The organism is Granulicella aggregans (assembly GCF_025685565.1).
Taxonomy (GTDB): domain Bacteria; phylum Acidobacteriota; class Terriglobia; order Terriglobales; family Acidobacteriaceae; genus Edaphobacter; species Edaphobacter aggregans_B.
This window is the reverse complement of sequence record NZ_JAGSYE010000001.1, coordinates 162,835-177,485: the sequence shown is the minus strand read 5'-3', so window position 1 is coordinate 177,485 and position 14,651 is coordinate 162,835. Positions and strand designations below refer to the sequence as shown.

At 58.7% G+C, this 14,651-nt stretch carries 15 protein-coding genes; all 15 read left to right on the top strand.

Annotated features, from left to right (window positions below):
- The 15 genes from OHL18_RS00690 to OHL18_RS00620 all read left to right on the top strand — a co-directional run bounded on the left by OHL18_RS00690 (position 1) and on the right by OHL18_RS00620 (position 14,554).
- Complete coding sequence (locus OHL18_RS00690; protein WP_263372909.1) at positions 1–438, top strand: flagellar export protein FliJ; 438 nt, start codon at positions 1–3, stop codon at positions 436–438.
- Between the two features lie 190 nt (positions 439–628).
- Entirely contained in the window at positions 629–3,028 is a 2,400-nt protein-coding gene (locus OHL18_RS00685; protein ID WP_263372908.1) for a hypothetical protein, read from the top strand.
- A 21-nt stretch (positions 3,029–3,049) separates the two neighbouring features.
- Complete coding sequence (locus tag OHL18_RS00680) at positions 3,050–3,559, top strand: flagellar hook capping FlgD N-terminal domain-containing protein (RefSeq protein WP_263372907.1); 510 nt, start codon at positions 3,050–3,052, stop codon at positions 3,557–3,559.
- Positions 3,560–3,561: 2 nt separating this feature from the next.
- Positions 3,562–5,163, top strand: coding sequence for a flagellar hook-basal body complex protein (locus tag OHL18_RS00675; protein WP_263372906.1), 1,602 nt, complete (start codon positions 3,562–3,564; stop codon positions 5,161–5,163).
- Between the two features lie 365 nt (positions 5,164–5,528).
- Complete coding sequence (locus OHL18_RS00670) at positions 5,529–5,837, top strand: FliM/FliN family flagellar motor C-terminal domain-containing protein (protein WP_263372905.1); 309 nt, start codon at positions 5,529–5,531, stop codon at positions 5,835–5,837.
- Positions 5,834–6,199 carry a flagellar biosynthetic protein FliO gene (locus tag OHL18_RS00665; protein WP_263372904.1) on the top strand — a complete coding sequence of 122 codons (366 nt, stop codon included), beginning with the start codon at positions 5,834–5,836 and terminating at the stop codon, positions 6,197–6,199. Before OHL18_RS00670 ends, OHL18_RS00665 begins: the two co-directional genes overlap by 4 nt.
- A 23-nt stretch (positions 6,200–6,222) precedes the next feature.
- Positions 6,223–6,927, top strand: coding sequence for a flagellar type III secretion system pore protein FliP (gene fliP, locus OHL18_RS00660; RefSeq protein ID WP_263372903.1), 705 nt, complete (start codon positions 6,223–6,225; stop codon positions 6,925–6,927).
- Positions 6,885–7,196 carry a flagellar biosynthetic protein FliQ gene (locus OHL18_RS00655; RefSeq protein WP_317890453.1) on the top strand — a complete coding sequence of 104 codons (312 nt, stop codon included), beginning with the start codon at positions 6,885–6,887 and terminating at the stop codon, positions 7,194–7,196. The genes fliP and OHL18_RS00655 overlap by 43 nt, the downstream gene beginning before the upstream one ends.
- Positions 7,193–7,963, top strand: a complete 771-nt coding sequence (gene fliR, locus OHL18_RS00650; protein WP_263372901.1) for a flagellar biosynthetic protein FliR — start codon at positions 7,193–7,195, stop codon at positions 7,961–7,963. The genes OHL18_RS00655 and fliR overlap by 4 nt, the downstream gene beginning before the upstream one ends.
- Positions 7,964–7,999: 36 nt before the next feature.
- Complete coding sequence (locus tag OHL18_RS00645) at positions 8,000–9,103, top strand: EscU/YscU/HrcU family type III secretion system export apparatus switch protein (protein WP_263372900.1); 1,104 nt, start codon at positions 8,000–8,002, stop codon at positions 9,101–9,103.
- Positions 9,100–11,190 (top strand): flagellar biosynthesis protein FlhA, encoded by a 2,091-nt coding sequence (gene flhA, locus OHL18_RS00640; RefSeq protein WP_263372899.1) that lies wholly within the window; start codon positions 9,100–9,102, stop codon positions 11,188–11,190. The genes OHL18_RS00645 and flhA overlap by 4 nt, the downstream gene beginning before the upstream one ends.
- Positions 11,191–11,257: 67 nt before the next feature.
- Positions 11,258–12,049, top strand: coding sequence for a sigma-70 family RNA polymerase sigma factor (locus OHL18_RS00635; protein ID WP_263372898.1), 792 nt, complete (start codon positions 11,258–11,260; stop codon positions 12,047–12,049).
- Positions 12,046–13,008 (top strand): FliM/FliN family flagellar motor switch protein, encoded by a 963-nt coding sequence (locus tag OHL18_RS00630; RefSeq protein ID WP_263372897.1) that lies wholly within the window; start codon positions 12,046–12,048, stop codon positions 13,006–13,008. The genes OHL18_RS00635 and OHL18_RS00630 overlap by 4 nt, the downstream gene beginning before the upstream one ends.
- Complete coding sequence (locus OHL18_RS00625; RefSeq protein WP_263372896.1) at positions 12,995–13,777, top strand: FliM/FliN family flagellar motor switch protein; 783 nt, start codon at positions 12,995–12,997, stop codon at positions 13,775–13,777. Before OHL18_RS00630 ends, OHL18_RS00625 begins: the two co-directional genes overlap by 14 nt.
- Positions 13,778–13,876: 99 nt before the next feature.
- The gene (locus tag OHL18_RS00620; RefSeq protein WP_263372895.1) at positions 13,877–14,554 is read left to right on the top strand and encodes an HDOD domain-containing protein; all 678 of its coding nucleotides are present in this window, start codon (positions 13,877–13,879) and stop codon (positions 14,552–14,554) included.
- Positions 14,555–14,651 lie beyond the last annotated feature (97 nt).

Sequence of the window (14,651 nt, the reverse complement as noted above, 5' to 3'; positions counted from 1 at the left end):
ATGGCCTTTCGATTCTCACTCGCGACTTTGCTGAAGCTGAGAGAGATCGCCGAGCAGCGTGAAGAGCGTTTGCTGGGCCAGATCCAGGGACAGATTGTCCAGTCGCGCCAGTCGCTCGCTGATCTGGCGGCGCGGCGTGAGGGGCTCTTTCGCATGCGCGAAGAAGCACTTCAACAATCCACTTCAGCCGTTGACTTGCTCAATTCCTATGAGCAGGTGCGTGTGGTGGAGCGTCTCGAAGAGAGCGGCCGCGCACAGCTTGCGAAGCTGGAGACGCTGCGCGATCAACAGATGAAGATCTACCAGGACGCGCACCGTAAAGCCGAGGTGCTTACGGAGATGCGCGGCGATCAGAAGGAATTGTTCTACAAAGAGCTGGCGAAGAAGGAACAAGGCGTGATGGACGATAACTTTTCTTCGCGCCGGGCTTTCAAGTAGGCAAGGTTTGCCTAGTGTTACCCGGCAAAGTAGGCAACGTTGCCTAGATATTCTGGAAATAAATGAAGTGATAGAAGTGACATAGATAGTAAGTCATCAAAAAATCAAGCACTTAGATAAGTGGTACAAGATTTTTTAGTTTGGCCATAGCGTTGCAATAACAATAAACGTGAAGATACTAAGCCAATTGATGAGCGCAGTGCCCGAAGCGACCGGCAAGCAGAGTGCGGCCGACGTCAGCGAGGGCAGTCTCCAGAGCAGCTTCTCTGCCGTAATTGGAGCCACGGTAGCCGCTGCAGCAGGCAATGGGGATGCAAGACTCGTAAAGGCACAGAATGTCGAGACAAAGAAGACATCGAGCCCGGAGAGCGAAAAGAAGAATGCTTCATCGAACAGCGTTGATCCTTCTGTAGCAACGCCCTCGGTACGCGAGAGTGTTCCGGTGAGTGCAGCAGTACAGGTCGTCCCGATAATTCCGCAGGTTGTAGTTCCGCAGGAGAGTGGTTCTTCGGCGAAGGACAGCGTGGATCCCTCGACTACAGCCTCCGACCTGAAGTCGTCTGTCGCCAAGGCAGTGTCCTTGTTCGGCGCAGCGGGTTCGGTGGTCGTGACGAAGCCAGCAGCTCCGGTCACACTGCCGAAGATCGCGGGATCAAGCAACGTAGCAGACTCTGCCAGCAGCGCGGTGAGCAACCGCGCAGCGCAGAGCAACTCCGCATCCATACCCACACCCGCATCCGTAACGACACCTACACCCGTAGCCACACCCGCATCCGTAGCCACGCCCACATCCGTAATCACAGGAACACCCATAACCACTGCAGCGACGCCCGTGATCCACACCGCGTCTGTTGAGAGCGTCCCAGCAAAGGCAGTCGTTACCGGTGAATCGAAGGCCGCCGCTCCGGCTATCAGCACCGCAAGTTTTGATGACGCCGTCGCCGGAAGGGTTAGCGTTTCCAGCGCGACGAAGAACAACCTTGTCGATGCGACCCCGGCAAGCACGGTTACACCGGTGGCTAACAACGAGAAGACTGGTGTTCCGGTCAGCTCCGATGTGGCGGCTGTGAGGGATATGGTGACGTTGCCGCAGGCGATTCCTGCTCATGCGCAGCCAGTCTCTGTGGCGCCTCTTCAGGAAAAAGCGGCCGTTGCGACTCCTGCGCCGGCCGATGCGACCGTCGCAACTCCTGTGCAAACGCAGACAACTTCTTCGACCCCGGCACCGGTTCAGACAACTTCTTCGACCCCAGCACCGGTTCAGACAACTTCTTCGATCCCGGCATCGGCGCAGGCAACTTCTTCGATCCCGGCACAGGTACAGACGGCTTCATCGATTCCGGTTCAAGCGATGGTGGCTCCTTCGGTGACAGCCAACGCCCCTGTCAGGCAGAGCACGAACAGTGTCACGATCACACCCAAGAGCGGTTCCAATGACAGCGCCAGTGTGAAGCAGACGAGCGCGAACGTGAGTTCAGCCCTTCCTGTGAACGCAGCGGTTGCCACGCCAGCTCCGAAGCCTAACTCAGAGCCGGCGAGTGCTGCCCCGATTCAGAGCGGCGATACGGTCAACGCGGCGTCACGGGCTGCCAGTGCCCAGCCTCAAACTTCGACTCCGAGCGATTCGAGCTCGGTAAGCACGCCTCAGCCAGCTGAGGCGTCCGTTACGGCTGCGACACAGCGGGCGGAGACGATCGCGATGGCGGTTCCGCAGCAGGTTGTTTTACAGAGCGCTGATGCAGCGACCGTACCGTCCAGCGCCGCGGCGTTCAATGCGACAGCAGGGAAGAGCGGGATGGTGGGTGCGTCGAATCAGATCGCAGGCACTTCCAAGGGTAAGGGCACAGCCTCTGACTGGCGGATCAATCGTAGCGGCGTGACGAGTGACGATAGCTCCTCCTCGGCGGTCGAGACCAACGGAACGATCGCGACGCGAGTTGCTGGAACCGAGGTTGTCTCCAAAGAGGTTGTAGGCAACGTCAAGGGAGCGCTGGAGACTGCGGTGCTGACACAGAACGCACAAAGTGCCCAGAGTTCAGGACAGGCGACTCCAGCCGCGACTCCCAGCACTCCTCTCCCGGCGGCTCAGGATTCCAGCGTTACCGCCGGTTCCGCTCTGCCTGCTCCGGCGACCTCTGTCGAGACCGCGCAGGCGGCCCATGCTTTGAACAGCGCGCAGCTTATCCAGTCGGTGCATGGCTCGGAGATGCGGCTTGGTATGCAGTCGGCTGAGTTCGGGAACATCTCGATCAATACGTCGATCAGCCATCAGACCCTCTCGGCGCAGATTTCGATGGAGCACTCTGCGCTCGGAAGTGCGCTGGCGATGCATCTGCCTGCGATTGAAGAGAAGCTTGGCAGCGCGTACGGGTTGCAGGCCAAGGTCGAGCTTCGGGATACCGGGGCTAACTCTACGACGAGCGATTCTAGCGGCAACCAGTCGAGCGGAGATCGCCGCTCGCAGGGCGGGAGCACGGGGACATCGCCGGCCGCCATCCAGGGTTCGATCAGCGCCCTGACAAGTTCAAATTTCACGTCTTCATCCACATCCATGGCCGCAGGCACGTCGCGGCTGGACATTCGAATCTAACGCAGTTCTTACGGAGGCAACATGTCTACATCTCCAATCAGTCTGGCGTCGATCGTCAATACCGCCCAGTCCACCACGAACAAGGCAACGGCGAAGGCCACCAGTTCCACAACCTCTTCGACCAGTTCAAGCTCGGCTCTTGGCGGCTCGAGCACAAGCTCAACGTTCCTCAACTTGCTGGTCAAGGAGTTGCAGAACCAGGACCCGACCGCGCCGGTGGATTCGACGGCGATGGTGGGACAGATGATCTCTCTGAACTCGCTTGACCAGCTCATCAGCATCAACCAGACGCTTTCGACCGCGACCAGCTCTTCGAGCACGGCCACAGGAAAGAGCGTAGCAGCGACTGGGGACAGCACCAGCGCGACCGGAAGCACGGCGAGCGGCTCCGCCGCTCAAGTGGAGGCTCGGAACCAGTTGTTGAACTCCACGCAGAGCACGAACGCTATCCAGAACGCGACGCAGAACTCGCTTGATCCCACCAAGGCTTTAGATCTCTCAACCCTCAACTTTGCAAATGGAGCGAAATAACAATGGCATTCTTCGGTGTTCCTCTCTCAGGTCTTATCGCCAGCCAGGACCAGCTTACGTCGGTCTCAAACAACCTCGCCAACCTGGATACGGTCGGCTTCAAGGACCAGACCGTCTCCTTCAGTGACCTGTTCGCGCAGAGCAGCCTCGTGAATCAAAGCAACGACCCGATCAGCACCGGGCTGGGCGTGACCGCCTCGCAGACCAACTCGGACTTTACCGACGGCGGGATCTCATCGACGGGCATCGCGTCGAACGCGGCGCTCTCGGGCAATGGATTCTTCGTGGTCCAGGGAACCAATGGAGCTCCGACCTACACGCGGGCTGGAGACTTCACCGCGAATGCTGATGGCTTCCTGACCTCGCCCTCCGGAGAGCAGGTGCTTGGGTATGGAGCGACGAATGGTGTGGTTTCGACAACGGGTGCGCTTCAGCCGCTGAAGGTCGCTCTTGGCTCCGTCATCCCGGCCACGGCCACATCACAGTTTCAGATCACGGCAAATCTGAACTCCGCTGCCGCTGTTGGATCAACGTTCTCCAGCACAACACCCGTTTATGACTCTTTGGGTGCTCAGCATGTCCTTACTGTCACCTATACCAAGACGGCTTCGAACTCCTGGAGCTACAGCGCAGCATTGCCTGGAGCAGACCTATCCTCCAATAATGCGACCCCGGCAAGCCAATCCACTTCCACTTATACCTTCGGCGCTGCTACGGATACGCTCGGTGGCAGTGCGACGATCGCGCTCGGGTCCGGTTCGCCCGTCACCGTCTCCGCGGCCGGCCTTACGGTCACGCAGTTCGCCGCCGCTATCAATGCAAACTCGACGTTGCAGTCTGAGGGCGTCACAGCCAGTTTGAGTGGGGGCGTGATCACCCTGTCAGGGCCTGCGAGCGGAGCGGGTGGAACTCTCGCGCTGGGCGGTACGGTCACCGATACAACCACTTCGGCCACCATCACTCCCTCCACACCCACAACCGCAGCGGAGGCCGTGGCCGATGGGACTGTCGCCCAGGGCACTTTCAACTTCGACTCTTCCGGTAACCTCGAGCTTCAGCCCGTCACTCCTGCAACGACGCCAGCAACCTACGTGCAGAGCATCTCCATCAATGTCCCTCAGTTCGCTGACGGTGGAGCCGGGAGCACTTTGACCTGGGATCTGACGGACAAGAATGGCAATGGGACCATCACGCAGACCGACCTTGCCAACACGACCGCCGCGACCCAGAATGGACAGGGCAGCGGAACCCTGACGAGCTACGCGATCCAGTCCGATGGCACCATTGAGGGTACTTACTCGAATGGCCAAACCAACGCGCTCGGTCAGATTGCGCTGGCGACCTTCGCCAATAACCAAGGTCTGGCGCGGGTTGGCGGCAACGATTACCAGGCAACTCCGGGCTCGGGAGCTGCTTCGATCGGCGTCGCTGGAACCGGCGGCCGCGGCACGATAACGGGTGGCTCGGTCGAGGCCTCGAACGTGGATGTCGCCGCTGAATTCTCCAAGATGATCGAGGCACAGCAGGCGTATTCGGCCAATGCCAAGACCATCACCACCTTCCAGCAGGTATCTGAGGCCACGATCGCGATGATCAGCGGCTAATTGAGGCTGTCTGGCGCTTTATGAGCAATTGATGAGAGGCAGCGGGTCCCTGTTCTTCCACAGGGAGCCGCTGCCGGCATCATCCGGAGCGAGACGCTCGTGCCGCCTGAGTTCAGTGGGCACTTGAAGTGTCGATCCAAATCACGATTCCCGCCCAAATTCACCGCGTCGGCCAACATCCCGCACTCTACATAACACTTGTGGGTGAGCTGGTTTCCTTTTGGCACCGGAGTTGCAATAACCCGGATAACTTCTTGTCCTTCGACGATTGGAACGCGCGATCCGCCAGCGCTGAAAGATTCGTTGAAGGCAGAGGAAATCGGTCGTCGCTCCTGTAGTTGGGGCGATGACAAGAAGGGAACTTCGTGGCCACTGTGGCATCTATACCGCCGATCCAACACGAGACAACGAGCCCCGCTCAGACGGCAACGCCAGTTCGTCCCGGCAGCGCCGAGGACCTTTTGCCCTGGCTACCCTGCACGCTTGGGCTGGAGGTTCCGGTTGTCAACTTCACCGTGGGCTTCCTGCTGAAGCTTCGGCCAGGATCTCTCGTGCATACGGCTTGCCACCAGAGCACGGACCTTCCACTCAATGTTAACGGAGTCCTGATGGCATGGACCGAATTCGAAGTCGTGGGCGAACGTCTTGCCGCACGCATTACGGACCTGGTATGACGCGTTCGAATTCCGCCGCAACGGCGGAGACCCAGCAGAGCTGGGCAAGTGTTCTTCGAATCACAGAGGTGGCGGCGGGTTTACCAGCGAGCGAATCGCACCGCCCGGCAACTTCGGGGGCGATCACGCTGCAGATGGTATTGGAAAAGCTGCAGGCTGGTTGGCGCTGGGTTGAGCGCAAACGCAGCCAACAGATTTCAGCAAAAAGGCTTCGTGTTGCCGAAACGATATCGCTGGGCGAGAAGCGGACTCTATCCATTGTGATGGTCGATGGCTCGCAGTACCTTATCGGCAGTTCGGCGGGCGGCGTTCAACTGCTTACAAAGCTTGATGACAACAACAGAGATGAGAGGTCGCAGTGAACAGCGCTTTGATGAGCCTTGGAATGTTTGTCGCGCACGGGGCCGGCGCTGGGGCTGGCGTCGCGGCCGGGCCCGGAGGACTTCAGATCAACGGGCTGGGCGGAACGTCTGCACCCTGGACGATCGTCGTCCTGATGACGTTCCTCACGCTCATTCCTTCGCTGCTGTTGTGCGTGACTCCGTTTGCCCGTCTGCTGATCGTCTTTCACTTCCTGCGCCAGGCGCTGGGACTGCAGACGACTCCTTCGAACCAGACCCTGATCGGGCTTTCAATGATTATGACCTTCTTCCTGATGCAGCCGGTCGGACAGACGATCTACGACACGGCGGTTGTCCCTCTGCAGGATGGAAAGATCACACCTCTCGATGCGGTGCAGCGGGCGGGAACGCCGTTACGGATGTTCATGTCCCACTATGTGCGCGAGAAGGACGTGAACCTGTTTCTCGAGCTGGCGAAGGAGCCGCGACCGCACAAGGTTGAAGACCTTTCCTTTCGGGTGATCCTGCCCTCGTACATTCTTTCGGAGCTGAAGTCCGGCTTTCAGATCGGCACCGTGCTCTTTCTGCCATTCCTTGTAGTGGACATGGTGGTGGCTTCGATTACGACCTCGGTCGGCATGATGCAGTTGCCGCCGGTCGTTATTTCGACGCCGCTGAAGCTGCTCCTGTTCCTGATGGTTGACGGATGGCACCTGTTGATTGGGTCATTGATGAGGAGCTTTCAGTAATGGGCGCAGATGCGGTGGTCACTTTAGGGCGGTTGATGTTGGAGGAGGTCATGCTTCTGACCGCACCGATTCTTTTGGTCGCGATTGCGGTCAGCCTCCTCGTCAACATCGTGCAGGTGCTCACGTCGCTTCAGGACCAGACCCTTTCGAGCGTGCCTCGGCTATTGGCGACAGGCTCTGCACTGTTCATCCTGATGCCGTGGATGTGGCGTCATCTCAGCACCTACACCTTCAGCCTGTTCTCGGACTTCTCGAAGGTGCTCCAGTGATCCAGATCCCGTTCCTGGACGTGATGCAGGCGATGTTGGCGATCAGCGTGAGGCTCTCGGGGCTCTTCCTCTTCGCGCCTTTCCTGGGAAGCTCGGTGATCCCAGCGCGGATCAAGGCGGCGCTGGTTCTTGGACTCACGCTGCTGATGTATCCGATGGTCTCGCACAGCTGGCCCGCGCTGCCCATGACCGAGTGGCCAATGCTGGTTTTTCGCGAACTGCTGGTAGGAGTCGCGTTGGGAATTGCGACGCAGGTTGTCTTCGAAGCGGTGCAGATGGCCGGACAGGTTCTGAGCATCCAGATGGGGTACTCGCTGATCAATATTCTCGACCCCAACACACAGGTAGATACGACGGTCGTAGCAATGTTCCACAACTCGATCGCGATGCTGATCTTCCTGCGGCTGGATGTACACCTGTGGCTGCTGCGGGCGATCGGGAACAGCTTCACCTATCTTCCGCCGGGCGGAGCGAAGCTGAATGAGCCGCTGGTGATGGCTCTGGTGGGTGCGGGAACCGCGATTCTTTCGACGGGTGTGCAGATCGCCGCGCCTGTTTTATCGGCCACGCTTCTGACGGACATCGTGCTTGGGCTGCTGGGCAAGGCATCGCCGCAGTTGCCGTTGATGCTGCTTGGCCCAGCGGTAAAGAGTCTTCTGGGGCTGTCCATACTTTTCATCTCGCTGAAGTATTGGCCGGATATGTTTCGCAACCTTTTTCTCAACTCGCTCGGCTATGCCGACCGGGTCTTGCACCTCGCAAAGTAACGAACGCAGCCGCAGACACAGGACAATCACTGACCTATGCCCGAGTCGAATAAAACAGAGCAAGCTACACCCAAACGCCGGGAAAAGGCCCGCGAACAGGGCCAGGTCGCCCGTTCGAAGGAGCTGCCAAGCGTGCTTGCTCTCATTGGGGCCGTAGCTGCGCTGGCGATGATGTGCCGTGGAGCGGTGACGCACTGGACGACTTTCTATAGGAACGTTCTGGACTCTGCCGCGACCGGAGACTTTCAGAGCGGCGGTCCCATCTTCTTCTGGAGCGCGGTCGAGGTGTTTCGCTGGATTGTGCCTGTACTGCTGACAGCGATGCTGCTATCGGTCGCGGCCGGTGTGGCGCAGGGCGGGATCAGTATCGCGCCCGAGGCGCTGCAGCTTAAATTCGAGCGATTCAACCCTGCATCGAAGCTGGGCCAGATTTTTTCGGTTACAGGTCTGAATAATCTTTTGAAGTCTCTGCTGCCGTTTGGAGCGATCGCATGGATCGCGGAGAACTGCATGAGCTCGCACTGGGGACTGATGATTCACGCTTCGTCGTTTGGACTGAAGATGCTGATGTCCACTGTCGGCGGCATGATGTACGAGGTGGGCTGGAAGGCGTGCCTGGTCCTGATTGCGTGGTCCGGTGTCGACTATCTGTTGACCTGGCAAAAGATGGAAGGCGACCTGAAGATGAGTCGCGAAGAGATTAAGGAAGAGCACAAGTCGAGCGAGGGAAACCCTGTAAGCAAGGGTAGAATTCGCCGGATGCAGCGCCGCATGAGAAAGAAGCAGGCACTTGCTGCGGCAGCTACGGCGACCGTGATTGTGACCAATCCGACCCACTATGCGGTGGCGCTGCGGTACACGCCGGATATGCCCGCGCCCATCGTCGTCACAAAGGGAATGAATCTTCTGGCGCAGGAGATCAAGGCTATCGGGGCGGAGAATGGCGTTCTTCTTCTGGAGAACAAGCCGCTCGCGCAAGCGTTGTATAAGACGGTTGAGATAGGCGACTCGATTCCATCTGCACTTTATCAGGCGGTCGCGGATATTCTCGTCATCGTCTTCAGAGCACAGGCAGAGGTAAGAATGCAGGAGCAGCGGCGACGTAGCCGTAACGCGTCCGGAGAGCTGGTGCGCGGATGAGTGAAAAAAAGGGTTTGTTGAAGACGCTTGCTTCCTCGGGTGAATGGGTTGTGCCGATGGCGGCGGTGTCGATGGTCTTCGTGATGCTGGTGCCGTTGCCCAGCATCCTGCTGGACCTGATGCTGACGGTCAGCATCACGGCTTCGGTGCTGGTGCTGCTGACTGCTGTGCAGATCCTGCGGCCGGTTGAGTTCTCGGTGTTTCCGAGCCTTCTTCTACTGCTGACGATGCTTCGTCTCTCGCTCGATCTTGCGAGCACGCGACGCATTCTGCTGCACGGGAACGAAGGTTCCTCGGCGGCTGGCAAGGTCATCGAAGCGTTCGGGCAGTTCGTCGTTGGCGGCAACTATGTTGTCGGCTTCGTGATCTTCCTGGCGTTGATCGCGATTCAGTATCTCGTCATCAGTCATGGTGCGGTGCGTACTGCGGAAGTTACGGCTCGCTTCACTTTGGACGCGATGCCGGGTAAGCAGATGGCGATCGACGCCGATCTTAACGCCGGTCTCATCAACGAGCAGCAGGCCCGCAAGCGCCGCGAAAATGTATCGCGAGAGGCGGAGTTTTGCGGCGCGATGGACGGCGCCGCGAGGTTCTCGCAACGCGACTCGCTGGCCACGATTCTGATCATGGCGATCAACATCATCGCCGGTTTCTTGATCGGAGTGTTTCAGCAGGGCATTCCTTTTCAGGAGGCGCTGAAGACCTACACGATCCTGACAGTTGGCGATGGCCTGGTGTCGATTTTGCCTTCGCTGCTTGTGTCGGTAGCGGGCGGTATCGTGGTTACGCGCGCGGCTTCGAAGGAGTCGCTCGGCGTCAACGTGCAGAAGCAACTGCTGAGCAGCCCTCGACTGCTTTGGATCGGTGGAGGCGTGCTTGCGGCACTCGGGTTCATTCCAGGGCTGCCCAAGGTCGCCTTCTTTAGCGTAGCTGCTGGGCTGATGTATGCCGCGTACAAGATCAAGGACGAGAAGGTTGCGGAAGATCCGGATGCGGTTGAGCCGGCGCTTCTGACGGCAGGCAAGCCTGGTGGAGCTCCGGCGCTTGCGGCTGAGTCGATGGACTCCGTGATGAAGCTCGACGAGCTGATGCTCGAGGTGGGCGTTGGACTGGTGCCGCTGGTCGATGCGAAGCAGGGCGGCCAACTGCTTGCTCGTGTGAAGGCGCTGCGCAAGAATCTCGCACAACAACTGGGGTTCCTTGTTCCTTCGATTCACATTACGGACAACCTCGCGCTACGTGAGGGCGAGTACGTCGTCTATATCCGTGGCGTAGAGATCGCTCGATGGGAGCTTCGCCGCGGACTTGCGTTGGCGATCAGCTCTGAGGCGGGCGTGCCGAATCTACCTGGCGAAGAGACGCGTGAGCCAGCCTTCGATGTGCCGGCGAAGTGGATCAGCAAGGAGCTGCAGGCACAGGCGATCGCTGCCGGATATGCCGTCGCGGATTCTACTTCTGTGTTAGCTGCGCATCTTGCGGAGCTCATCAAGCGCAATGCTTATGAGTTGCTCTCGCGTCACGAGACGAAGCGTCTTATCGATCGCCTGAATGAGTCGCATCCCAAGCTGGTTGAAGAGCTGATTCCGAAGTTGCTGAGCCTGGGCGAAGTGCAGAAGGTGCTGCAGCAGTTGCTGAGGGAGCAGGTTTCGATCAGGGACCTGGGGACCATCCTTGAAGCGCTGGTGGATACTGCGGCGATCAACAAGAATGGCGTGGCGCTGGTCGAGGCTGCGCGGCAGGCCCTTGGCCGGGGGCTGATACGGCCTTTGCTTGATACCAAGGGAGAGCTGAGAGTGGTGACGCTCGACGCGTCGATTGAAGAAGAGTGCATGCGAGCGGCGAATGGGCAGACCGGGCAGCTTTCTTCCACAGGCCTGCAGATATCTGTGGCACGCCGCGTGCTAGATAGTTTGCGTGCGTCCTTTGGCGATCAGATTAATGAGGCTCCACCGGTGCTGCTGTGCTCTTCACCGGGCAGGTTCTATCTGCGGCGTCTCCTGGAGCCCTTCCTGCCTAAGATCACCGTCATCTCACCCAGCGAGATTCCGGCGATGACGATGGTGCAGTCGGTAGGAGTTGTTCGATGACTTTGTTTGTGAAGCTGGAAGTTGTTTTTTGCGCCGCAGGATTGGCGTTTGGACTTGAGGGAGGCATATGGCGTTAGCTCACACGGTGTACAAGAATCTGTCCGATGAGACAGGCGAAATAAGTCTTCGCAACGAGATGATCCTGCAGGAGCTGCCGCAGGTGCACTACATCGCATCGCGCATTTTGGACCGTCTGCCGCAGCAAGTTGAGCTCGATGACCTCGTGAGCGCCGGGGTGCTTGGTCTGCTCGATGCGTATCGCTGCTTCGATCCGACCAAGAATGCCCAGTTCAGTACGTTCGCCAAGTTCCGCATCAAAGGCGCAATCCTCGACAGTCTTCGCGCACTGGATTGGGGTTCTCGCGGAATTAGAAGGAAGGGCCGCGAGATTAGCGAGGCGACGACAAAATTAGAGTCTTCGCTGGGACGTTCCCCGCGCAACGAAGAGGTTGCGGCAGAGCTTGGCATCACGCTGGCCGCGTTGAACGACGTTCAGAAGGAGCTGAGCTCTCTTTACATCGTGGGGCAGGAGGTCGCTTCTTCCGTCGAAGGCGGGGCCACGGTCGACCTTATTGAATCCGCAGCCAGCCTGTGGGACAACCCGTTCGAGGCCTATCGCAAGACGGAAGAGAAGGCGCGGCTGGTCAAGGCTGTGAGCGAGCTCTCTGAGCGCGAACAGTTGATTCTGTCTCTCTATTACGTAGAGGAGTTGACGATGCGCGAGGTCGCCGAGGTGGTTGATCTCGCCATCTCGCGGGTTTCGCAGATCCACGCCGCAGCCCTGCTGAAGCTGAGAACTTCGCTTGAGGCCAAGACGCACGATGATCTGGTCGAGATGAGCGCCAGGAGCATACGTTGAACGCGACGAAGCAAGAAACTCCGGCAAGCACGATGTCGAGCGGACCGACCGTGCATCCGTGCAACTTTCGTTCGGCGGGCCGGCTCTCGAATGAGAGCGCACGCACGCTCACATCGCTGCACGAGCTGGTCGCGCGCTATCTTACCAACTCGCTGGACGTTTATCTGGGCACTGGCCTCGAGGTGCGGTTTGCCTCGGTGGAGCAGTTGACGATGGACGAGTTCAAGCTGGCCTGCGTCTCTGGCGGTTACATGCTGCCGTGTGCAACGAAATCGAGCTCCAACACGGTGCTGCTTGAGATCGACAATCCCCTGATGTTTACCATGACCGATCTGCTGCTTGGCGGAACAGGAGAGATGGTTGAGGTTGTGCGCGAAGTCACCGAGATCGACGAAGACATCATGGAAGGCGTCGGCACGTTAATTGCCGCTGAGATTGAGCGGGTCTGGCAGGCTGCCGGGTACACCCTTACTCCCGGCAAGTGCATTAAGCCGAACTACGCGCACCGGATCTTTCCCCAGACAGAGAAGGTGCTGCATATCAAGTTTGACGTTCATGTGGCGAATATGACGGGTACCCTTGCGATGGCTTTCCCTGCTCCGCTCGGCGGCAGCCTGGTGCGCAGCACGCGCGCAGACTACGCAAACGGCAAGGGCTCGAGCTTTGAGCCGTTGCCCGATCTCAGGAAGCGCATCCTCAACTGCAAATTCTCACTTGCCGGCGAACTGACCGGGCTGCGGGTTCCGGTGCGTAACGTGGCAGCGATTGAAGTGGGCAGCGTGCTGCTGTTGTCGGCGGCTGTATCCGATCCGGCAAAGGTGATGCTCGAAGGAAAGAGTTACTACGAAGCGTTGCCCGTCCGCCAGGGCAACAACAAAGCCATGCAGTTGGGCCGGCGTATCCAAACAGGCCTGCAGGAAACAGAGAAGACTGAGGAGCTAAACCATGCAGGTCACTGAGATGCCGGAGTCTACAAGATTGATTGCTGAGGCGTTCCGCAGCGCACTGAATACAGCGCTATCCGATAGCTCTACGTCGCAGTGGCAGGTGAAGGCCGCCGACGAGATGTCGTCCGAGAAGCCTGACTCGTCCGCGACCGTGGGATATCGTTTCAGCTTCAGTGGAGCGAGTTCCGGGGATGTGATCGTCGGGGTTTATTACTCGATGTTGGGGCGGTTCAGGTTCCGGGATGTGAGTGACGATACGACGGCACAGAAGAACCGGCTATTGTCCGCTCTTGAGGGCCGCGTGTCTCTGCTTGAAGAATCGTTGTCTAAGGCAGGGGCTGTTTCCATCAAGTTGGAGTTGGTGGACAACCCTGTTCTCGGCGATCATCAAGTGCTGCATCTGAACTGCCGCCCCGAGGGCGAGGGCGAAGAGTCCGGCGTCGCGGTCCATCTTTGCATGAGCGCGAAGCTCATCGCCGATCTCAAGGCTGCTGCGGCATCGCCCTTCGTGTTTCCCCAGGTTGCCGAAGCAGAGGCGGCCAATCTCGATCTCGTAATGGATGTCGAGCTCAATGTGACGCTGCGCTTTGGACAGCGACAGCTCGCTCTTCGCGAGGTGCTGGAGTTGACCAGCGGGTCAGTGGTTGAGCTTGATCGCCAAGTGGATGAGCCCATCGAGTTGATCCTCGACGGCAGAGTCGTAGCTCGTGGAGAGGCTGTCATCATCGACGGCAACTATGGGATGCGGGTCACGCAAGTCCTTCAACCCTTCATGGCTTAGGACTCGACTTAGCGCACAAAAGAGCGCTTGCTGGGGCGCTGAAATGTCGACTGTTTTTTGCCGATATGCAAGTGACCAGTAAGAGGGACAGACTCCACTATGCATCACGAGCCGAAGAGCAGAGACCGTGGTGTGACAGCCCCGCCAAGATACTCTGTCGATGCCTATGCGCAGTCCGTTGCAGACATCCTTCCTGGTCTGCCGATACTGACGACGACAAGGTTGCAGCTTGAGCTTCTGCTCAACGACCCGGTCGTTGATCTGAAGGCAGTCACCGAAGTGATCCTCGCCGACGTGGGCGCGACACTACAGATTCTAAGAACAGTTGGGCGCGAGTTTAGTGCCACGGATGGCCGGCCGGACAGGATCGAAGACTGCATCGTGAGTCTTAGCGCGGCCCGTTGCCACCAGGTAGTCTGCGCTCCCAACGATTCTGATTCCGAGTCTGAGACCTATGCCGAGGAGTGGCAGTTCCGGCGGATGCGTGCTGAGCATGCGCGTGAGCTGGCGAGACAGAGCGAAGGATTCTCTCCGGAAGAAGCGTACCTCGTCGGGCTGCTCCATCGGCTTGGAACGATTCCTCAGATTCTGGGATGGAACATCAATACCTCCACCAGCGATGAGGATGATGCGCTCGGGGTCATGCTGGCGTTCCACTGGAACCTCCCCGATTGCGTGCTCTCTGCTTCCAAGGAGCGCCATGAAGATGCGGAGACAACCAAGTGGCGAGAGATCCTGGATCGCGCCGACCAGCTTACTCAGCGGCCGACTCCTTAGGCCTTGGCTCACCCGGAAGCCAGGGTCTCGATGAGTAGAGAGGGTGCCTTGCCTCCGCAGTTGGACTTGAGCAGAGGTTGGCTGAGAGCTTGTTGAA